At 71.7% G+C, this 20772-nt stretch carries 21 protein-coding genes and 1 tRNA gene; 4 read left to right on the top strand and 18 right to left on the bottom strand.

Annotated elements, in window-relative coordinates:
• Positions 1-62: 62 nt before the first annotated feature.
• The 3 genes from ACQP1V_RS11060 to ACQP1V_RS11050 are packed head-to-tail and all read left to right on the top strand — an operon-like array spanning position 63 to position 2963.
• Positions 63-977: an RNA polymerase sigma-70 factor gene (locus ACQP1V_RS11060; protein ID WP_433421653.1), complete on the top strand. Its 915-nt coding sequence runs from the start codon at positions 63-65 to the stop codon at positions 975-977.
• Positions 974-2143: an NAD(P)-binding protein gene (locus ACQP1V_RS11055; protein ID WP_433421651.1), complete on the top strand. Its 1170-nt coding sequence runs from the start codon at positions 974-976 to the stop codon at positions 2141-2143. Before ACQP1V_RS11060 ends, ACQP1V_RS11055 begins: the two co-directional genes overlap by 4 nt.
• A 7-nt stretch (positions 2144-2150) precedes the next feature.
• On the top strand, positions 2151-2963 hold the full coding sequence (locus ACQP1V_RS11050) for an SMP-30/gluconolactonase/LRE family protein (RefSeq protein WP_433421648.1): 813 nt from the start codon (positions 2151-2153) through the stop codon (positions 2961-2963).
• A 110-nt stretch (positions 2964-3073) separates the two neighbouring features.
• Here the strand turns inward: ACQP1V_RS11050 and ACQP1V_RS11045 are convergent, their stop codons facing one another.
• The 9 genes from ACQP1V_RS11045 to nadD form a co-directional block, all read right to left on the bottom strand.
• Complete coding sequence (locus tag ACQP1V_RS11045) at positions 3074-4003, bottom strand: DMT family transporter (protein WP_433421645.1); 930 nt, start codon at positions 4001-4003, stop codon at positions 3074-3076.
• Between the two features lie 664 nt (positions 4004-4667).
• Entirely contained in the window at positions 4668-5960 is a 1293-nt protein-coding gene (locus ACQP1V_RS11040) for a CynX/NimT family MFS transporter (RefSeq protein ID WP_433421642.1), read from the bottom strand.
• A gap of 206 nt (positions 5961-6166) precedes the next feature.
• The gene (locus ACQP1V_RS11035) at positions 6167-6640 is read right to left on the bottom strand and encodes an SRPBCC family protein (RefSeq protein ID WP_433421639.1); all 474 of its coding nucleotides are present in this window, start codon (positions 6638-6640) and stop codon (positions 6167-6169) included.
• A gap of 81 nt (positions 6641-6721) precedes the next feature.
• Complete coding sequence (locus ACQP1V_RS11030) at positions 6722-7108, bottom strand: hypothetical protein (protein WP_433421636.1); 387 nt, start codon at positions 7106-7108, stop codon at positions 6722-6724.
• Positions 7109-7116: 8 nt separating this feature from the next.
• Positions 7117-7473, bottom strand: coding sequence for a hypothetical protein (locus ACQP1V_RS11025; RefSeq protein ID WP_067130549.1), 357 nt, complete (start codon positions 7471-7473; stop codon positions 7117-7119).
• A 112-nt stretch (positions 7474-7585) separates the two neighbouring features.
• Positions 7586-7658: transfer RNA gene (locus ACQP1V_RS11020), tRNA-Ala, on the bottom strand.
• Between the two features lie 97 nt (positions 7659-7755).
• A complete protein-coding gene (locus ACQP1V_RS11015; protein ID WP_387412773.1) occupies positions 7756-8391 on the bottom strand; it encodes a histidine phosphatase family protein in 636 nt (211 codons plus the stop codon).
• Between the two features lie 31 nt (positions 8392-8422).
• Positions 8423-8827, bottom strand: a complete 405-nt coding sequence (gene rsfS / locus ACQP1V_RS11010; RefSeq protein WP_387412775.1) for a ribosome silencing factor — start codon at positions 8825-8827, stop codon at positions 8423-8425.
• Between the two features lie 181 nt (positions 8828-9008).
• On the bottom strand, positions 9009-9620 hold the full coding sequence (nadD, locus tag ACQP1V_RS11005; RefSeq protein WP_387412777.1) for a nicotinate-nucleotide adenylyltransferase: 612 nt from the start codon (positions 9618-9620) through the stop codon (positions 9009-9011).
• Positions 9621-9708: 88 nt separating this feature from the next.
• Here nadD and ACQP1V_RS11000 point away from each other — a divergent pair, with 88 nt between their 5' ends.
• A complete protein-coding gene (locus ACQP1V_RS11000) occupies positions 9709-10728 on the top strand; it encodes a M48 family metallopeptidase (protein WP_433421633.1) in 1020 nt (339 codons plus the stop codon).
• 46 nt (positions 10729-10774) lie between these two features.
• Here the strand turns inward: ACQP1V_RS11000 and ACQP1V_RS10995 are convergent, their stop codons facing one another.
• The 9 genes from ACQP1V_RS10995 to ACQP1V_RS10955 all read right to left on the bottom strand — a co-directional run bounded on the left by ACQP1V_RS10995 (position 10775) and on the right by ACQP1V_RS10955 (position 20527).
• A complete protein-coding gene (locus tag ACQP1V_RS10995) occupies positions 10775-12331 on the bottom strand; it encodes a serine/threonine-protein kinase (protein ID WP_433421630.1) in 1557 nt (518 codons plus the stop codon).
• Between the two features lie 59 nt (positions 12332-12390).
• Positions 12391-12831: a DoxX family protein gene (locus ACQP1V_RS10990; protein WP_433421627.1), complete on the bottom strand. Its 441-nt coding sequence runs from the start codon at positions 12829-12831 to the stop codon at positions 12391-12393.
• Positions 12831-12998, bottom strand: a complete 168-nt coding sequence (locus ACQP1V_RS10985; protein ID WP_169806540.1) for a hypothetical protein — start codon at positions 12996-12998, stop codon at positions 12831-12833. Before ACQP1V_RS10985 ends, ACQP1V_RS10990 begins: the two co-directional genes overlap by 1 nt.
• Before the next feature lie 219 nt (positions 12999-13217).
• Entirely contained in the window at positions 13218-14474 is a 1257-nt protein-coding gene (locus tag ACQP1V_RS10980; RefSeq protein WP_433421624.1) for a glutamate-5-semialdehyde dehydrogenase, read from the bottom strand.
• 20 nt (positions 14475-14494) lie between these two features.
• Positions 14495-15613, bottom strand: coding sequence for a glutamate 5-kinase (gene proB / locus ACQP1V_RS10975; RefSeq protein WP_433421621.1), 1119 nt, complete (start codon positions 15611-15613; stop codon positions 14495-14497).
• A gap of 14 nt (positions 15614-15627) precedes the next feature.
• Entirely contained in the window at positions 15628-16980 is a 1353-nt protein-coding gene (gene obgE, locus ACQP1V_RS10970) for a GTPase ObgE (RefSeq protein ID WP_433421618.1), read from the bottom strand.
• Between the two features lie 111 nt (positions 16981-17091).
• Positions 17092-17349 (bottom strand): 50S ribosomal protein L27, encoded by a 258-nt coding sequence (rpmA, locus tag ACQP1V_RS10965; RefSeq protein WP_067130520.1) that lies wholly within the window; start codon positions 17347-17349, stop codon positions 17092-17094.
• Positions 17350-17387: 38 nt separating this feature from the next.
• On the bottom strand, positions 17388-17702 hold the full coding sequence (gene rplU / locus ACQP1V_RS10960) for a 50S ribosomal protein L21 (protein WP_061257313.1): 315 nt from the start codon (positions 17700-17702) through the stop codon (positions 17388-17390).
• Positions 17703-17890: 188 nt separating this feature from the next.
• Positions 17891-20527 (bottom strand): Rne/Rng family ribonuclease, encoded by a 2637-nt coding sequence (locus ACQP1V_RS10955; RefSeq protein WP_433421614.1) that lies wholly within the window; start codon positions 20525-20527, stop codon positions 17891-17893.
• Between the last annotated feature and the right edge of the window lie 245 nt (positions 20528-20772).

The raw sequence follows: 20772 nt of genomic DNA, 5'->3' as shown, positions 1-20772 counted from the left end.
GTTGGACGGTAACCGAAGGCCGTGATGTCACGCCGGCGGGCCCGTGATACGTCTGAGGTTCTATGAGCACCGAACTGTTCGTCCGTCACCGTGACCTGCTCACCGGGGTGGCGTACCGCATCCTCGGCAGCGCGGCCGACGCCGAGGACGTGGTGCAGGATGCGTGGCTGCGCTGGTCCGAGGTGGACGCTGCGGAAATCGAGAATCCCCGGGCGTACCTCGTGCGCATGACCACGAACCTGGCGATCGACCGGTGGCGGCGGGCCAGGGCACGGCGCGAGGAATACGTCGGCCCGTGGCTCCCCGAACCGGTCAGCACCGCGCCGGACGCGACGGAACGCGCCGGTCTGGCCGACGGCGTGGAGCTCGCGCTGCTGGTCGTGCTGGAGACGCTGTCACCGCTGGAGCGCGCGGTGTTCGTGTTGCGTGAGGCGTTCAGCTTCTCGTACGCGGAGATCGCCGGGATCCTGGGCCGAGGCGAGCCCGCCGTCCGGCAGCTCGCCAGGCGGGCCCGCGACCACGTGCAGGAGCGCAGGCCGCGGTTCGACGTGGACCGGCGGGAGCGCAGGCGGGTGACCGAGCGCTTCGTCTGCGCCTGCGCCGAAGGCGACCTGCGCGGCCTCATGGAGCTCCTGACCGCGGACGTCACGCTGGTCGGCGACGGGGGCGGCCGGGCGAAGGCACCGCTGCGGGTGATGACCGGGCGCGATCACGTCGCACGGTTCCTCATGGCCATCGCGTCCGAGGACGGGGTCGGCCGGTTCCTGAGCTCGATCGGGGCAGGCGACCTCACCTCGATCGGCTTGGAGGTCACCGACGTCAACGGCGGCCCGGCGCTCGTGGCGACCGCCGAGGGCCGCGCCGTCGCCGTGTTCTCCTTCGTCGTCTCGGACGGCAAGATCGAGACCGTCTATCTCATCGCCAATCCGGAGAAGATGTCACGAATCACGCCCGGTGGCACGTCCCGTAGTACATGAGCGAAACCATCACCATCATCGGCGGCGGACTCGCCGGGCTGACCGCGGCGATCGCGTGCGCCGAGGGCGGGGCGGCCGTCACCCTGCACGAGGCGCACCGGACCCTCGGCGGCCGCGCCCGGTCCTCCGCCGCGCCGTACGTCGCGAACGACGGCACGCACGTCTTCTACGACGGCGCGCCGTTCCGGTGGCTGGCGGAGCGGAAGCTGGTCCAGCCGTACGTGAGCCTGCCGCTGAGGGCACTGGCCCGGAGCAGGTTCAGGTACCGCGACCGGCTGACGGCGCGGCCGCCGCTGAGCCTGCTCGCCATGACCGCCAGGCGGGGGGTGTGCGCGCCCGTGGACGAGGACTTCACTTCGTGGGCCGGCCGCCGGTTCGGCGCGGCGCCCGCGCGCGCCGCCGCGGGCCTGCTCGGCGTCGTCACCTACGACGCCGATCCGGGCAGGCTGTCCGCGGCCTTCGTCTGGGAACGCCTCAAGCGCGCCTTCTCGCCGCGCTATCCCACGGTCCGCTACGTCATCGGCGGCTGGGGACGGGTCATCGACCGGATGGCCGCGCACGCGCGCGGCCTGGGGGTGCGCGTCGAGACCGGATCGCGGGTCGACGAACTCCCCGCCGGTCCGGTGATCGTGGCCACGTCGCTGCACGCGGCCAGGAACCTGCTCGGGGACGAAACCCTCAGCTGGGAGAGCGGCCGTTCCGCCCTGCTCGACCTGGCCGTGCGCCGGCGGCCGGGCGACATGTTCCTGGTCTCCGATCTGGACGAGGGCGGCTTTCTCGAACGGTATTCGCTGCCCGACCCGACGCTCGCGCCTCGCGACGAGAGTCTGGTCCAGCTGCAGATGCCGATGCGACCGGGTGAGTCGAAGGCCGCGGCCGTCGCGAGGCTGGAGCGGATCGCCGACCTCGGCCTGCCGGGCTGGCGGGACCGCCTGACCTGGCGGCGCGACGCCGTGGCGGCGGGCCGGACCGGCGCGCTCGACCTTCCCGGGCTGACCTGGCGGGACCGACCCGCGATCGACCGGGGCGACGGCGTCTGGCTCGCGGGCGACTCCGTGGCCGCTCCCGGCCTGCTCGGCGAGGTATCCGTCCACAGCGCCCTCGAAGCGGCGGCGGCTGCGCTGTCGGGAAAGGATCGCTCGGCTAGGCTCCGAATCCGTGGTTGAAATCGCGTTGAGAACGAACGCACAGGTCGCCGAAGGACCCACGTGGCTCCCGGAGACGGGCGAGCTGCTGTGGGTGGACATCCCGGCCGCGGAGATCCATTACTTCTCCCCGTCGACCGGCTACGACACCGTACGGCACGCGCCGCAGCACGTGGGCGCGGCGAGACCCCGCGCGAACGGCGGGCTGGTGCTCAACCTGGTCGACGGGGTGGGGCTGCTCGAACCGGACGGCGGTTTCCGGTGGCTGGCCGACCTGGCGCGCGAGGGCGTACGCGGGAACGACGCGGCGGTCGATCCCCAGGGACGGCTGTGGGCGGGCACGATGCGGTACGACCAGGCGCCCGGCGGCGGGCGCCTCTACCGCGTGGACCCCGACGGTTCGGTGACCACGGCGCTGGACAGCGTGACCATCAGCAACGGCATCGGATGGAGCCCCGACGGCACGCTCATGTACTACGCCGACACGCCCACCCGGCGCGTGGACGTCTTCGATTTCTCGCCGGGCGGCGAGCTGTCCGGGCGGCGCGTGTTCACCGCGATCGACGGCGGCTCGCCGGACGGACTCACCGTGGACGCCGACGGCTGCGTGTGGGTCGCCGTCTGGGGCAGCGGCCAGGTGCGCCGGTACGCGCCCGACGGGCGGCTCGACCGTGTCGTGGACGTGCCGGTGGACCAGCCGACCGCCTGCGCCTTCGGCGGTCCCGGCCTGACCGATCTCTACATCACCTCCGAGGCCAAGGAGGGGCAGCCGCTCGCCGGGTCACTGTTCGTGCTGCCGGGGGCGGGCACGGGCTTGCCGGAACGCCGGTTCGCCGGATGACACCGCCCCTGGGGCTCGGGCCGGGGCCGCCGCACTGAGCGGCCCCGACGTCCACGCCCGCAACACGGCCGGCGATCCCGTTGCTGAACGCCTTCCTGACCCCGGCGGGATCAGCTGCGGCCGCCGTCCTCCTCCGCCGGGCCGGTGGCGAGTTCGGCCCGCCCCAGCCGGTAGACGGCGGCCATCAGCAGCGCGCCACCGGCGAGTTGGAGCGCGGTCAGGTGCTCACCCAGCAGGAGGACGCCGATGAACGCGGCGACCAGCGGTTCCAGCAGCACGACGACCGCGGCCGTCGTGCTGCTGACCACGCCCAGCCCGGCGAAGAACAGCCCGTACGCGAGCGCGGTCGGGACGGCGCCCAGATAGGCCAGCGACAGCGCCGCCGCCCCCGAATCTCCTCCGGAGGGGACGACGCCGTCCGCCAGCGCGAGGGGCAGCAGGCAGACGGAACCGGCCGCGAAGGACCAGGCCATCGTCTGCCCGGGGGCCGACCGGCCGCGTTCGACGCCGCTCAGCAGCGTCACCGCGGCGTACGTCGCCCCCGACAGGACGGCGTAGCCGACGCCGGCGGCGGAGAACTCGCCCGGCCCTCCGGCGAGCATGGCCAGGCCGGCGACCGCCGCGGCGACGCCCGCCTTCACGGCCCGTCCCGGCCGCTCGCCGAACAGGAGCCGGGAGCCGGCCGTGACGAACACGGGGTTCGCGCCCATCGCGATCATCGTGGCCAGGGCGACGCCGGTTTCGGCGATCGCCGCGAAGTACGTGACCTGCGAGACGGCCATGGCCACCCCGAGCGCCAGGGGCATCCCCCACGATCGCGGCGCGGCGAGCCGCCGGGGGCCCGCCGTGCGGCCGAGGAATGCCACGGCGAGCAGAAGGGCGGCCCCGATGACGAACCGCCAGAAGGTGACGGCCACCGGGCCGAGGTGACCCGCCCTCCGCAGGAAGTCGCCGACCGCTCCCCCGGTTCCCCAGGCGATCCCGGCGGCGGACACGAAGATCAGGCCCCGCCGTACAGGCAGGGCGGGAACATGCGTCATTGATCTCTCTCGTGGTGAGTGGTGGAAAGGGCCCGGAAAGCGGGCAGCCACCACCGGCCGGACCGCGCGGGTCCGGCTGACGAGAGGGTCCGCCCGCTATCGGGCGGGCGGCGGAGAGATGATCAATCGCATGGGGAGCACGATATCGCGGCGTTCCGGCGGCACGACAGCGGGTGGACAGGGCTTTCCCACATGCCGATCCGCCTGGAACTCCCCATTTCACCAACGAATTAATATTCTGGACGATGCACCGCCGAAGGGAATTTCCGAACGGGGGCATCAGGCCGTACTCTTGCCTGGTGGTCGCCCGAGGCGAGGTCAGGTCGCCTCGGGCGGCCACTTCACTCCCTCAGAACGACCCCCGTCGCCAAAAGCTCTGACGGCGATCAACTGAGCGCCGCGACAACTGCGGAAAACAAATCACCGGCCGCGTGAACGGCGTTTCCGTCCGCGAATTCAGACGGCGGGCCAGGGAAGATCCGGGTCGGAGGGCAGGGAGTAGTCCATGCCCGGCACCGCGAAGCCGTACAGCCGCCGGACCTCGTCCCCGAACCAGCCGGTGTCGGCGACGCCATGCCCTCACCCAGGGGAGGTAGCTGGGGTCAGACACGATCACTCCTCGGGTGCCGAGGAGTGATCGTGAGTGCCTTTTGCGGGAAATCCGCTACTCTCGTGCGGCTTGCGACGCCCCCGCGGAGACGCAAGCCGTACGGATCCCCCGCTCCCCCTCGTCCGGCGCGGCCTCGGCGGGCGCCCCCGGCCGCCGCTCGTCCTCGATGTACCTCGACGCTCCCGCGTACCAGCCGGCGACCATCTGAGCGCCGACCACCACGAACAGCAGCACGAACGGGACCGTCCAGCCGCCGCTGAGCTCGTACAGCACGCCCACCGCGAGCGGGCCCGCGCCGGCGATCAGGTAGCCGGCGCTCTGCCCGAAGGCGGACAGCGCCGCCGTGGCCTCGGCCGTCCGGGTGCGCAGCGCGAGCATCGCCAGCGCGAGCGGGAAAGAGCCCATGCCCACACCCACGAGCACCGCCCACACCCACAACGCGCGCCCGGTCAGCAGCCCGGCGAACCCGATCACGTACGCGCCGCAGAACGCGGCGACCAGCAGCCGCTGGTCTGCCATCCGCGCGGCGATCGACGGCACGAGCATCGAGATCGGGATGCCCAGGCCGGTGAACACCGCGAGGAGCGTCCCCGCCTGCGCCGAGGTGTACCCGTTGTCCTGCAGAAGCTGGGGAAGCCAGCCGAACATGACGTACGCGATCAGGGACTGGGTGCCGAAGTACGTGGCGATCGCCCAGGCCAGCCGGCTGCGTACCAGCTCGCCCGGCCCCGTCCCGCGGGCTCGGTGCCGCTCCGGCTCACTGCGCAGAAGCGCAAGCCACGGAATGGCGGACACGGCGGCCAGGGCCGCCCACACACCGAGTGCCACGTGCCAGTTGCCGCCCGCCGCCCGCTGGATGGGCACGGTGGCGGCGGCGGCGAGCATCGTCCCGGCGGCCATGGCCGTCGAGTAGACCGTCGTCATCAGACCGGACCGCGAGGGGAAGTGGCGCTTGATCAGCGTCGGGATCAGCACGTTGCCGATCGCGCCGCCGGACAGCGCCAACACGCTGGCGGCGAGGAACACACCGGAACTCCCGACGACGGAGCGGATCCACAGCCCCGCACCGAGCAGGACGAGTCCGGCCAGCAGCAGCCGATGCTCACCCACGCGGTGGGACAGGGCGGGAGTCATCGCTCCGAAGAGGGCGAAACAGAGCACCGGCAGGGTGGTGAGCAGCCCGCTCGCCACACCCGACATGCCGAGGGCCGCGCTGACCTGGTCCAGCACGGGACCCACGCTGGTCACGGCGGTCCGGAGATTGAGCGCCGCGAGAACGATACCGAGCCCGACGAGCCAGGCGACCGATCCGGTTCGGCGGCCTCTGCGTGCGACGACGGCGGTCATGCCGGTGCAAACCCTCTTTTCAATGTCGAATCATCCGATGACTCGACAATAGTACCAGAGGGATCAATCACGACATGAACCCCAAACCCTCCCGTAACACCAGCTTGGCGCCCCCGTAAGGGTCAGGCGCGCGGCGGCGTCACCCCCGGGCCGCCTTCCGGCGGAACCGGCCCCGAGCCGGGCGCGGGAAGCGGAGACTTCGGCGGCTACTCCGGGCTCACCGGCTGGGGAGCGGGGATGTCACCGCGCCAGCCGCCGCTCTCGGTGCCGATCCGCTCGATGAAGGTCTTGAAGCGCTCCAGATCGCCCTTGACCCGCCTGCGGACGATCTGCAGCCGGTCGGCCGCCATCTCGGCCATTCCCTCGGGGTCGTACGCCAGTTGGAGCGTGACACGGCAGTGGTCGTCGTCGAGGCGGTGGAACATCACCAACCCCGAGTGGTGCGGCCGGTCCAGCGAACGCCAGGCCACCCGCTCGTCCGGGTGCTGTTCGGTGATCTCCGCGTCGAACTCGCGCCGCACCCCGCCGATCTCGACCGCCCAGTACGTCCGGCTGTCGGTGACCTGCTTGACGGAGTCCACACCCTCCATGAACTCGGGGAAACTCTCGAACTGGGTCCACTGGTTGTAGGCGGTGCGCACCGGCACGTTCACGTTGACCGAGTGTTCGATCGAGCTCATGCCTCTCTCCTCCCGCCTTCGCGGCTTCGGAGGATTGCTCTGCCCTCGCAGACCCGGTCTAGTCGGATTCGCCGGTGCAGATCACGAAGCGGGCGCCGCCTGGGACGCGCCGCGGCGCAGCCAGAACAGCCCGAGCACCGGCAGGATGAGCGGCACGAACAGATAGCCGGCGCCGTAGCCCGACCAGACCGTGGCGTGCGGGAACGCCGCCGCGTCGAGGAGGCTCAACGTGCCGACGACCAGCACCCCGGTCAGCTCGACGAGACAGGCCGCGAGCGCGAGCCGCCGATCGCCGCGGGCCAGCGCCACCGTGAGCACGATGTAGACCACCGCGGCCAGCGCCGAGAGCAGGTACGCCAGCGGCGCCTCGTGGAACCGGGTCGCGATCTGGACGCCGGCGCGGGCGGACGCGGCGAGGGCGAAGACGCCGTAGAGGGCGACGAGGACCCGGCCCGGTCCCGATCTCACCGGAGCGCTCACGCCGTGCCGTTCCAGAGCTGGAGGAGGCGGCCCGTCATGACGGCGACGGTGAAGCCGGCGACCACGATGACCCCGGGCCCCCACCGGGTGCGCTCCGCCTTGCCCCACCACACGGCGGCCGGGGGGATCACGACGGTCCCGGCGAGGTAGCCGATGAACGTCGCCGTCTCCTGCTTCACCTCGGACAGCCGCGCCACGGCGATGCCCGCCTGGACGAGCAGGGCCACCTCGATCAGGGCGAGCCCGGCGAGCAGGACGAGGCCCATGGGACGGTTGCGGATCGCCGTGATCAGACTGATCAGGGCGAGCAGCAGGGCGGCGCCGATCAGCCAGCCGGAGTACGCGCCGCTCATCGCGGATCGGGGGTCGGGAGCATGGCCAGTAGGCTACCGCCGACGGCGGCCGCCTCCGATTTCGCCATCCACCTGGGATGGGCCGAGCCGGACGGCCGGGAAATGATTGAGGTGGAGCTATGGGGATTCGAACCCCAGACCCCCTCCATGCCATGGAGGTGCGCTACCAGCTGCGCTATAGCCCCTGGTCACCGCTCCGAGTTCTCTCGAGGCGGCGCCCGAGGAGCATATAGCGACCATTCGCCGTTTACCTAATCGTCACCTGCAGGCCGGCGGCGGGGGTCAGCCGCCGTTGCCCGCCTCGGGCCTGTCGTCGCTGATCACAGGCTCGGGGAGCGTCCCGGCGTTGTGTTCGAGCAGCCGCCACCCCCGCCGTCCTTCCTCCAGGACGGACCAGCTGCAGTTGGCCAGGCCGCCCAGAGCGGACCACAGCTCCTCGGGGAGGCCGAGCAGGCGGGCGATGCCGAGCCGCAGCGCCGCGCCGTGCGAGGCCACGACCAGCAGGCCGTCGTCGGGCAGCTGGGCGACCCACCGGCGGATGGCTTCCGACACGCGCTCGGCGACGTCGGCCACGGCCTCGCCGCCCGGCGCCTCCCAGGCCGCGTACTCGGTCGGCCAGCCGGCGGCGATCTCCGCGCGGGTCAGCCCCTCCCACGCGCCGCCGCCGCGCTCGCGCAGGTCCTTGTCCACCTGCACGCCGAGGCCGGTGAGCCGGGCGAGCGCCGACCCCGTGTCGTACGCGCGCTGCAGGTCGGAGGAGACGATCGCGGTCGGCCCCAGCGCGGCGAGCAGGGACGCCGCCCGGGCCGCCTGGGCGACCCCGGCGACGTCCAAGGGAATGTCGCTGTGTCCCTGGAATCGCTGCTCGACGTTCCATCTCGTCTGTCCGTGGCGTAGGCACACCACGCGCCGTCTCACACGGGCCTCCCCGCCGGCCTGAGCAGTTCGCTCACTGAGCGGCCTCGCGGGCCCGCTGCGCGGCCACCCGGGTGACACTCTCCGGAAGCTCGATCGAGGGGCAGTCCTTCCAGAGCCGTTCAAGGGCGTAGAAGGTGCGCTCCTCCTCGTTCTGGACGTGGACGACGATGTCGATGTAGTCGAGGAGCACCCAGCGCCCCTCGCGCTCGCCCTCACGGCGTACCGGCTTGGCGTCGGCCTCGACGCGGAGCTTCTCCTCGATCTCGTCCACGATGGCGCGGACCTGACGGTCGTTGGAGGCGGAGCAGAGCAGGAACGCGTCGGTGATGACGAGCTGCTCGCTCACGTCAAAGGCGATGATGTTGTCGGCCAGCTTCTCCGCGGCGGCCTCGGCGGCCACCTGCACGAGCTGGAGCGATCTCTCAGATGCGGTCACGATGTGGTTCTGTCCTCCATTACCGGGACGCGGGACTCGATCGGCTCTTCCAAGGGTGCCCGCCGAGAGGCGGGCGATTCAATCCCGTTTCCGCGCCCGACCCTATCCGGACGCGGCCTCGTGCCGTTTCAACGTACGCCACCACCCCGCCGATTCCGCCTCCGGCCGGGGGTCTACGGGATCAACGGGCCTGGTCGCGGTACAGCCCGCGCTTGTTGATGTACTGCACGATTCCGTCCGGGACGAGGTACCAGATCGGCTCGCCGGCGGCCACGCGCTCGCGGCACTCCGTCGAGGAGATCGACAGCGCCGGGATCTCGATCAGGCTGACCCGTCCCTCCGGCAGTCCGGGGTCCAGGAGCGCGTGCCCCGGCCGGTCACAGCCGACGAAGTGGGCGATCCGGAACAGCTCGTCCACGTCGCGCCAGCTCAGGATCTGCGCCAGCGCGTCGGCGCCGGTGATGAAGTACAGCTCGACGTCGGGCCCGTAGAGGGCGGAGATCTCGCGCAGCGTGTCGATCGTGTACGTCGGCCCCGGGCGGTCGATGTCCACGCGGCTGACGGAGAAACGCGGATTCGACGCCGTGGCGATGACCGTCATCAGATAGCGGTCCTCGGCGGCCGTCACCGTCTTGTGGGCCTTCTGCCACGGCTGCCCGGTCGGCACGAACACCACTTCGTCCAGGCTGAAATGGTGGGCGACCTCGCTCGCGGCCACCAGGTGACCATGATGGATCGGGTCGAACGTCCCTCCCATGATGCCCAGCCGTCTGGTCGCCGCCCCATTTCTCATGAAACGGACCCTAGCCTGCAGGTCACGCAAGACTGGAGGTACCCCTCTAAAACCCCGTCCCGCGCACGGTCAGGCCCACCGACATAGCATGCGGGACATGACCACTCCCGATCGCAGTCGCGTGCAGCTGCCCGGCATCAGCTCCCGCGCGTACGAACACCCCGCAGACCGGTCCGCGCTCGTCGCGATGCGCTCGCTCAGCGGGTTCGACTCGGTGCTCAAGCGCACGTCCGGGCTGTTCAGCGAGCGCCGCCTGCGCCTGATGTTCCTGGCGTCCGCGGTGCGCACCACGGACACGCAGTTCCGCAGCCTCCACGACATGGGCCGCGACAGCGCGTACATCCTCGACCTGCACCGGATCCCCGAGATCTACGTGCAGCAGGACGCCCAGGTGTACGCCATGGCCATCGGCTTCGACGAGCCGTTCATCGTGGTCTCCACCGGCCTGCTCGACCTGATGGACGAGGAGGAGCTCCGCTTCGTCATCGGGCACGAGACCTCCCACATCCTGTCCGGCCACGCGGTCTACGGCACGATGCTGACCATCCTCACCCGCCTCGCCACCCGGGTCGCGTGGATCCCGCTCGGCTACATCGGCCTCCGGGTGATCGTGGCCGCCCTGGAGGAGTGGCAGCGCAAGGCGGAGATGTCGGCCGACCGCGGCGGGCTGCTGTCCGGGCAGGACCCCGACGCCGCGCTGCGCGCGCTGATGAAGCTCGCCGGCGGCTCGCGCCTGCACGAGATGAACATCGAGGCGTTCCTCGACCAGGCCCGCGAGTACGACACCGGCGGCGACGTCCGCGACGGCCTGCTCAAGGTCCTCAACCTTCTCGGCACGACCCACCCGTTCGCGGTCACCCGGGTCGCCGAGCTCGACCGCTGGCGCCGCAGCGGCGAATACGAGGCCATCCTGGCGGGGAACTACCCGCGCCGCGCCGACGACGCCCACGCCAAGATCACCGAAGAGGTCAAGGCGGCCGCGAACTCCTACCGCGAGTCCTGGGCCCAGTCGCAGGACCCCTTCATCGGCGTCCTGCGGGACGTGGCCGAGGGCGCGGTCAACGCCGGCGAGCGCATCTTCAACAAGTTCGCCCGCAGGGAGAGCTAGTCAGCGGCGAAAGGAGCCGGAGCACGCCGGACAACGCCAGGCAAAGCTAGACGAAGAACGCCACCGCTCGCACGGCTGTCGCGCACACCGCCACGAAGCCTCCGAGCACGGCGAGCGCCCGCAGGCCCTCTCTCCGCAGCCCGGGCACCCGGGCGCCGACGCGCTCGACCTCACGGCCGATGATCGCGCCGGTGACGACACCGAAGGCGACCCCCGCGACCGTCACGGGCACCGCCTGGGTCCACCACTCCGGTTCCAGGCGTGCTCCGGCCGTGAGCCAGAGAGTGGCGAAGGCCGCGGCCCCGGCGGGCAACCCCGGCCAGGCCACCGCGGAGACGAGGGAACCCGCCAGCGTCAGGGGAAAGGTCACCACGCGCAGGAGAGCGCGCGTCCTGGCCGACTCGCGCCGGCGTACCAGCCAGTGGCCGCTCCACAGCGCCCTGGCGAGCACCGCGAGCGTCCCCGTGATCACGAACGTGGCGAGCGGGTAGACGAGCGACACCACCACACACGGCACCGCGAGCAACGCCAGCACCAGAAGGGTCCCGCTTCCACGCGGGAGGCCGAGGCGCGGCGGCGCGTCCACCTTGGCGTCCGCCGCCGCCTCGGCGGCCGACGCCGAGGTCTCGGGCCGCGCCGTACGGTCCGCCCGGCCGACACGGGGAGCGTGGTCGGCACGGCCCGGACGAGGAGTCCGGTCGGGACGGCCGGGACGGGCGGTGTGGTGGGCGCGGGCGGTCCGTCCCGGCCGCACGGTCCTCCGTACGCGTCCGGCGCCGCGACCGCCCTCCGCGGGCGCGGGTTCGGAGGCACGGGCCAGCCGGGCCAGCCGGTCGGCCAGGACCGCGGCCGTGGGACGCTTGGCCGGGTCGCGGTGCAGGGCCGCCCTGATCAACGGCAGCAGCGCGGGGGGAACGCCGGCGAGGTCCGCCTGGCCGTGCAGGATCGCGTACATCTGGGCCTCGACGGTCCCCTTGCCGAAGGTGGGCCGGCCGGTGGCGGCGAACGCCACCGTCGCCGCCCACGCGTGCACGTCGGCCGGCTCCCCCACCGTCTCGTCGGCGAACAGCTCGGGCGCGGCGTACCCGGGCGTGCCGAGGAACGTCCCGGTCATGGTCAGCCGGGTCGCATCGAGGACCTGGGCGATGCCGAAGTCGATCAGCACCGGCCCCTCCGCGCCCATCACAACGTTCGCCGGCTTCAGGTCGCGATGGACGACACCGGCGGCATGCGTGATCGCCAATGCCGTCGCGAGGCCGTGGGCCAGCGAGATCGACTCGGCCTCGGGCAGCGACCCTCGGCGGCGCACCGCGTCGAGCAGCGTCTCGCCCCCGATGTGCTCCATCACCAGATAGGGCCGGTCGCACGACAGATCAGCGTCCAGGACCCGGGCGACGTACGGGCTCTCCACCCTGCGCAGGGCCCGTACCTCGCGCTCAAGGCGTAATCGCGCGTCCGGATCGTCTCCGAGCGGGTCGCGGAGCATCTTGACCGCGACCTGCTCGCCCCGGCGGTTGGCCGCGAGATAGACCTCGCCCATGCCGCCCCGGCCCAGCCGCTCCAGCAGCGCGTACGGGCCGACCCGCCCCAGACGTCCACCCATAGGAGGGCCAACCATAGCGGCCGTGACGGACAAATCCGGGAAGGCACGCCGGGCGGATATCAGACCGACGCCTGGACCATCTCCTCGCGACGACGCGCCCTCATCCGCCCGGCGAGCAGGTGGTCGAGGCTCACCGGCCCCGGACCCGCGACCGCGACGAGCAGCGCGAGCGCCCCGAGCGCGAGCACGAGCTCCAGGCCGCCGTCCTCCCCGATGCCGTGCGGCGCGTGGACGTAGAGGAAGGCACCCGCCGCCACCATGCCGACCGCGATCCCCGCGACGGGCGTGAGCAGGCCGAGGAGGAGCAGGCAGCCCCCGCCCAGCTCGGCCATGATGGCGAAGACCGCTGAGACATGCGGCAGCGGGACGTCCGCCGAGGCGAACTGCGTGGCCACGGCGTCGACGCCGTGGCCGTACTTCTCCCAGCCGTGCGTCATGAAGACGGCCCCGAGCACCCCCCTGCCGATCAGCGCGGCGACGGCATAGAGCGCCCGCCTCATCATGAGTCCTTCAGAAGGAGCTCCAGCTCCGTCTCGGGTTCGGCGCTCAGCCTTCTGGGCCCGGTGCGCCGCCAGTTGACGTGCCCCCGGCTTTCCAGCCACAGCATGAGCCGGTCCGCGGCGACGACCACGCCGACCGCCATTCCAAGGGCGACCACGATTTCCATGGGCACAGCAAAGCCGCACGACCTCGTCACCCCTAGTGACACGCGCGTTGCTTTGCGCAAAGTTGATCGCCCGACCGGGCAACCACAAGCCGTTCCCAAGCGGGCTGAACGATCCTTGAGGGAAGCCGCCGCCACGGGCGTGCGGCCCTCATCGCACGAAGGCCCCCGAGAAATGACCACCGGCCACACGGCCGGGCGCCCGGCCGGTGGACGGCGGCGTCAGCCGCGGATGTGACCGTCCCCGGTGTAGACCCACTTGGTGGAAGTCAGCTCGGGCAGGCCCATCGGGCCGCGGGCGTGCAGCTTCTGGGTCGAGATGCCGATCTCGGCGCCGAACCCGAACTCGCCGCCGTCGGTGAAGCGGGTGGAGGCGTTGACCGCGACCGCGGCCGAGTCCACGCTCGCGACGAACCGGCGCGCCGCCCCCTGCGACCGGGTGATGATCGCGTCGGTGTGGCCCGAGCCGTACGTCCTGATGTGCCGGACCGCGTCGTCGAGGGAGTCGACCACGGCGGCGGCGATGTCCAGCGAGAGGTACTCGGCGGAGAAGTCCTCCTCCGTCGCCGCGACCACGTCCGCGCCATACGCCCGGACCCGTTCGTCACCGTGCACGGTCACGCCCGCGTCCTTGAGCGCGGTGAGCGCCCTCGGCAGGAACGCCTCCGCGATCTCCGCGTGGACGAGCAGGGTCTCGGCCGCGTTGCACACCGACGGCCGCTGCGCCTTCGCGTTGACGAGGATCCTGAGCGCGGTCTCGATGTCGGCGTCGGCGTCCACGTACACGTGGCAGTTGCCGACGCCGGTCTCGATGACGGGGACGGTGGACTCCTCGACGACACTGTTGATCAGCGACGCGCCGCCGCGCGGGATCAGCACGTCCACCAGGCCACGAGCCCGCATCAGGTGCTTGGCCGACTCCCGCGTCTGGCCCGGCACGAGCTGCACGGCCGCCGCCGGCACCTGCGTGCCCTCCAGCGCCTCCTGCATGATCTTCACCAGCACGGCGTTCGAGGAGTACGCGCTGGACGAACCGCGAAGCAGCACGGCGTTGCCGCTCTTCAGGCACAGCGCGGCGGCGTCCACGGTGACGTTGGGACGGCCCTCGTAGATGATCCCGATGACGCCGAGCGGCACCCGCAGCTGCCGCAGCTCCAGCCCGTTCGGCAGCGTGCTGCCCCGGACGACCTCGCCCACGGGATCGGGCAGCTCCGCCACCTCCCGCACCGCCGCCGCGATCTTCTCGACGCGCCCGACGTCGAGGCGGAGCCGGTCGATCATCGCCTCGGACACACCGGCCGCGCGGGCCCGGTCCACGTCGGCGGCGTTCGCCTCGACGATCTCGGCGGCGCGGGCCACCAGGGCGTCCGCGACCGCGCGGAGTGCGAGGTCCTTCGGGGCGCGCGGCAGCGGCGCCAGCACGGTGGCGGCCTCCTTCGCCGCCCGGGCGACCTTCAGGAAGTCTTCTACCTCAGACATGCTCCGCACTCCAGAACTCGCTAGTGGTGGTGCCCCAGTATGACGATGTGGTCCCGATGGATCAGCTCGCGTTCATATTCCGGACCGAGCGCCTTGGCCAGCTCGCGGGTGGAGCGGCCGAGCAGCTCGGGGATCTCGCTCGCGTCGTAGTTGACCAGCCCGCGCGCCACGACCGTGCCGGCCGGGCCGCACAGGTCCACGGGGTCGCCCGCGGAGAAATCGCCCTCGACCTTGACGACCCCGGCGGGCAGCAGGGACTTGCGCCGCCCGACGACCGCCTCGACCGCGCCGCCGTCGAGGTGGAGCCGCCCCTGGCCGGTGGCGGCGTGGGCCAGCCACAGCAGCCGCGTGCCGGGGTGCCGGCCCACCGGGTGGAAGTACGTGCCGACGTCGTCTCCGGCGAGCGCGTGCGCGGCGTGCGCGGCCGCGGTGAGGACCACCGGCACCCCGGCCCCGGTGGCGATGCGGGCGGCCTGCACCTTGGTCACCATGCCGCCGGTGCCGACCCGGCCGGACGTGCCCAGCTCGACCCCCTCCAGGTCCTCGGGGCCGCGCACCTCGGTGATCCGCCGGGCGCCGTCCTTGCGCGGATCGCCGTCGTAGAGGGCGTCCACGTCCGAGAGCAGGATCATGGCGTCGGCGTACGTGACATGGGCGACCAGCGCCGCGAGCCGGTCGTTGTCGCCGAACCGGATCTCGTCGGTCGCGACGGTGTCGTTCTCGTTGACCACGGGCACGATGCCGAGTTCGAGCAGCCGGGCCAGGGTGCGCCGGGCGTTGCGATAGTGCGACCGGCGCATCATGTCGTCCGCGGTCAGCAGCACCTGCCCGACGCGCAGGCCGTACCGCGCGAACGACGAGGTGTAGCGCGCCACGAGGACGCCCTGCCCGACCGAGGCCGCCGCCTGCTGGGTGGCCAGGTCCTTGGGGCGGCTTTTGAGCCCGAGCGGGCCCAGCCCGGCCGCGATCGCGCCGGAGGAGACCAGCACGATCTGGGTGCCGGACAGGCGGCGCGCGGCCAGCACGTCGACCAGCGCGTCCACCCGATCCACGTCGATCATGCCCTGCGGCGTCGTCAGCGACGACGACCCGACCTTGACCACCAGCCGCGCCGCGGCGCCGACCTGGTCCCTGCTCATCGCCGATCCCCCTCTCAGGCGAGCCGGCTGTCCGTGCCGCGCGGGCCGGACACCCTGGTCTGCACGCTCTGCGACGGCTGCCAGTCGAAGACGTATCCGCCCTCCATCGAGCCGATGACCACCTCGGCGCCGACCTGGGCGCCCGCCTCGATGAGCGCCTCCTCGACACCGAGACGCTCCAGTCGGTCGGCGAGGTAGCCGACGGCCTCGTCGTTGGTGAAGTCGGTCTGGCGGATCCAGCGCTCGGGCTTCTCGCCGGTGACCTGGAAGGTGTTCTCGTCCACCCGCCGCACGCTGAACCCGGTCTCGCCGAGCTGACGCGGCCGGATGACCAGGCGCGTGGGCTCCTCGACCGGGGCCTCCGCCCGGGCCCGCGCCACCATCTCCCCCATCGCGTACGCCAGGGGGGTCAGGCCCTCGTGGGAGGCGGCGGAGATCTCGAAGACGCGCAGGCCGCGCTCCTCCAGCATGGGCCGGACGATGTCGGCGAGGTCGCGCCCGTCGGGGACGTCCACCTTGTTGAGCACGACCATCCGCGGCCGGTCCTGGAGCGTCCCGTACGCCTCCAGCTCGGCCTCGATCACGTCGAAGTCACTGAGCGGGTCGCGGCCGGGGTCGAGGGTCGCGCAGTCGAGGACGTGCACGATGGTCGAGCACCGCTCGACGTGGCGCAGGAACTCGTGGCCGAGCCCCTTGCCCTCAGAGGCGCCGGGGATCAGGCCGGGCACGTCGGCGACGGTGAAGATGGTCTCCCCTGCCGTCACCACGCCCAGGTTGGGGATCAGCGTGGTGAACGGATAGTCGGCGATCTTGGGCCGGGCCGCGGAAAGCGCCGCGACGAGCGAGGACTTGCCGGCGTTCGGGAAGCCGACCAGCGCCACGTCGGCGACGGTCTTGAGCTCCATCATGATCTCGGCCGCGTCGCCGGGCTCGCCGAGCAGCGCGAACCCGGGGGCCTTGCGTCGGGCGTTGGCCAGCGCGGCGTTGCCGAGCCCGCCGAAACCGCCCTGCGCGGCGACATAGCGGGTGCCGGAGCCGACGAGGTCGACCAGCACCTCGCCGGTCGCGGCGTCCTTCACCACGGTGCCGTTCGGCACCCGCAGCACGAGCGACTCGCCGGTCGCGCCGTCGCGGTTGGACCCCATGCCCTGCTTGCCGTTGCCCGCCCGGCGGTGCGGCCGGTGGTGGTACTCCAGCAGGGTCGCCGTGTTGGGATCCACCTCCAGGATCACGTCCCCGCCGCGGCCGCCGTTCCCGCCGTCCGGGCCGCCGAGCGGCTTGAACTTCTCCCGGTGGATGGAAGCGCAGCCGTTACCGCCATCACCCGCCTTGATATAGAGGATGACGTTGTCGACGAAATCAGCCATTGCTTCCCCTTATGGGAGGGCCGACGCGTACACGGGCGGCGCCCCTCAGAAATGAGATGAGGCGGACCGAGAACTCGATCCGCCTCATCTACAACCGTTTGCCGAGCGGATTCACTCCGCGATCGGGACGATGCTCACCGCGCGCCGGCCACGCTTGGTGCCGAACAGCACGTGGCCCGCCGCGAGGGCGAACAGCGTGTCGTCGCCACCACGGCCGACATTGTCACCGGGGTGGAAGTGCGTGCCGCGCTGGCGAACGATGATCTCGCCCGCGTTGACAAGCTGTCCACCGAAGCGCTTCACGCCCAGACGCTGAGCGTTGGAGTCGCGGCCGTTCCGGGTGGACGAGGCGCCCTTCTTGTGTGCCATAATTCACTCCCTTTCGGGGGACATCCCCCGGGAAATCCTTACTGTCCGGGGTTGATGCCGGTGACCTTGACCTGGGTGTACCGCTGACGGTGACCCTGGCGCTTCTTGTAGCCGGACTTGTTCTTGTACTTAAGGATCCGAATCTTCGGGCCCTTGGTCTCGCCGAGGATTTCGGCGGTCACCTGGAACCGGCCAAGCGTGGCAGCGTCGGTGGTGACATCGCCGTCGTTGACGACGAGCACCGCCGGCAGCGACACCGAGGAGCCGACCTCACCGGCGACCTTGTCCACCTCGAGGACGTCCCCGACGGAGACCTTCTGCTGCCTGCCGCCGCAACGAACGATCGCGTACACCGCGGAACCCTTCTTCTGGCTAAATGCTTAGATGCTGCGCCCCGCATCCAGGCTGCTGTCGATAACACGACCGGCGAACCGGGGTAGGCGCGCGAAGCCAGGCGCGCCTCCGAGCGCACCGGTTGACTAGGGTACCGGATTACCGGTACCCAGGTCGAACCGGGCGGAACACCGGGAAAGACGAAGTCCTATTCTGCCGTCTTCCTGCGGGAACGACGACGTGACCCCCGAGCCTGACCGGCCATCGCGTCGTCGTCGGTGTGGAGCGCGTCGGTGACGCTGTCCCTCCCGTTGACGGACGCGGCGACCGCCGCCGTCCCCTCATTGCCCGAGAGCTTCTCTGCGACGGCCTTCTCGATGGCCATCTTGCCCTGCGTGCCCCGCGGCTCCGGCTTCGCCTCGACCGGCTCGGACGAGATGATGAGGCCGCGGCCGTGGCAGCACTCGCAGGGGGTCGAGAACGCCTCCAGCAGGCCCTGTCCGACCCGCTTGCGGGTCATCTGGACCAAACCGAGCGACGTGACCTCGGCCACCTGGTGCTTGGTCCGGTCCCGGGCCAGGCACTCTAGCAGGCGCCGCAACACCAGGTCGCGGTTGCTCTCCAGCACCATGTCGATGAAGTCGATGACGATGATGCCACCGACGTCCCGCAGCCTGAGCTGGCGGACGATCTCCTCGGCCGCCTCCAGGTTGTTGCGGGTGACGGTCTCCTCCAGGTTGCCGCCCTGGCCGGTGAACTTCCCGGTGTTGACGTCGACGACGGTCATCGCCTCGGTCCGGTCGATCACCAGCGAGCCGCCGGAGGGGAGCCACACCTTGCGCTCCATCGCCTTGGCGATCTGCTCGTCCACCCGGTAGCTGGCGAAGACGTCTCCCGTCTCCTCCCACTTCTTCAGGCGGTCGGCCAGGTGCGGGGCGACGTACTGGACGTACTCGTCCACGGTCTCCCACACGTCGTCGCCCTCGACGACCAGCGAGGCGAAGTCCTCGTTGAACACGTCCCGGACCACGCGGACGGTCAGGTCGGGCTCGGCGGAGAGCAGCTCCGGCGGGCTGGCCGACTTGGCCTTGCGCTGGATGTTCTCCCACTGCGCCGACAGCCGGGCCACGTCGCGGCTGAGCTCCTCCTCCGAGGCCCCCTCGGCCGCGGTACGCACGATCACGCCCGCGTTCTCGGGCATGACCTTGCGCAGGATCTGCTTGAGCCGCGTCCGCTCCTTGTCGGGAAGCTTGCGCGAGATGCCCGTCATCGAGCCGTCCGGCACGTACACGAGGTAGCGGCCGGGCAGGCTGATCTGCGAGGTCAGCCGGGCGCCCTTGTGCCCGATCGGGTCCTTGGTGACCTGCACCAGCACCGACTGCCCGGACTTCAGCGCCGCTTCGATGCGCTTGGGCTGGCCTTCCAGCCCGGCGGTGTCGAAGTTGACCTCACCGGCGTACAGCACGGCGTTGCGGCCCTTGCCGATGTCGACGAACGCCGCCTCCATCGAGGGCAGGACGTTCTGCACCTTGCCGAGGTAGACGTTGCCGACGTAGGACTGGCTCGCCTCCCGGTCGACGTAGTGCTCGACGAGGATGCCGTCCTCCAGGACCGCGATCTGGGTCCGTCCGGACTGGCGGCGCACGACCATGACGCGCTCGACCGACTCGCGCCGGGCCAGGAACTCCGACTCGGTGATGATCGGCGGACGGCGACGGCCCAGCTCACGCCCCTCGCGGCGGCGCTGCTTCTTGGCCTCCAGCCGGGTCGAACCGCGTACGCCCTGGACCTCGTCCACGGACGTGGCCCGGGTCGCGCGGGGCGCCCTGATGCGGACGACGGTGTTCGGCGGGTCGTCGACCGTGATCTCGGCCTCCTCGGCGCCGCGCCGACGACGGCGGCGCCGGCGACGCGACCCCGCGGTCGCGTCCTCTTCCTCGGCGGCCTCCTGCTGCTCCTCGGCCTCGGGCTCCTCCGCCGTCTCGGCGGCCGTGCCCTCGCCCTCCTCGGCTTCTTCGCCGTCGCGGAGCTTGGCGCCGCGACCGCGGCCTCCACGGCGCCGCCTCCTGCGGCGACCGCCGGCATCGCCGTCGTCCTCGTCGTGGTCTGCGCTCTCGTCGGTCTCCGCGCCCTCGGCCCGCTCCTCTTCCTCATCGGCGGGTACGGCCGGCGGGGTGGGGATCACCGGAACGGCGAAGGGATCCGGCGCCTGGAACAGCGGCTGGAACACGGCGGCCGGGGCCTGGAACGTCAGCGACTGGGGCTCGACGACGCGCTGGGCGTGCAGCCCGAACGGGTCGGCCACCACGTTGCGGCCGGGCGCCTCGGCCGCGGCGTCCTCCGCGGCCTGGTCCTCTTCCCCGGTTTCCTCGATCTCGAGCTCCTCCGCCGCCTCGACGCCGGCGACGTCCTCGGCGGGGGCCTTGTCCAGCGGCTCCTCGTCCGGCTGCGCCAGCGACATCGCAGTGGCCACCTCGGCCTCGGCCGCGGTCATCGCGCTCGATCGTTCTGTCGCCGCCTTACGCGTACGGCGTCGCCGCGTGGGGGCCTGGGCCTCCTCGGCGCCGGCCGTTCCGGCGTCGGCCTCGGCGGGCGTCTCAGTGGGCGCCTCGGCCGCGGGCTGCGCGCCCGTGTCGGCCACCGGCTCGGCGGCAACCTTTCGGGTGCGGGTGCGCCGCGCGGGCTTGGCCGGCGCGACCTCCTCCGCCCCCTCCGCAGCGGCGGCGGCCTTGCGGCGGGTCGTCCGCTTGGGCTTCGTCTCCTCGGCGGCCGGCGCGGCCTCCGGCTCCGTCGGAGCCACCTCCGGCTGTGCCGGCCCGGCCGCCGCGGCGGGTACGGTGATCACCGAAGGTTGCGAGTCCTCCGGCTCGGGCGGCGGGCCGGCAGGCCGGCTCGCCGAACGACGGCGCACGGGAGTGGTGCCACCGGCTCCGCTCCGCGTCCCCCCTGTCGTCCTGTCATTCGTCGTCGTATCGCTGCCAAGGCTCACAGCCCCGGCATTGGGCTCGTTGTCGAGCATGCGGGCGCTCTCCCGTCAGCTCCCGGGCACGTCTCCGCGCCGCGCGGGAGCTCTCGTCTCTCGCGGTCCGC

The organism is Microtetraspora malaysiensis, from assembly GCF_050947145.1.
Lineage (GTDB): Bacteria > Actinomycetota > Actinomycetes > Streptosporangiales > Streptosporangiaceae > Microtetraspora_A > Microtetraspora_A malaysiensis.
The sequence above is the reverse complement of the archived record's forward strand: the minus strand, read 5'-3'. Positions and strand labels throughout refer to the sequence as shown.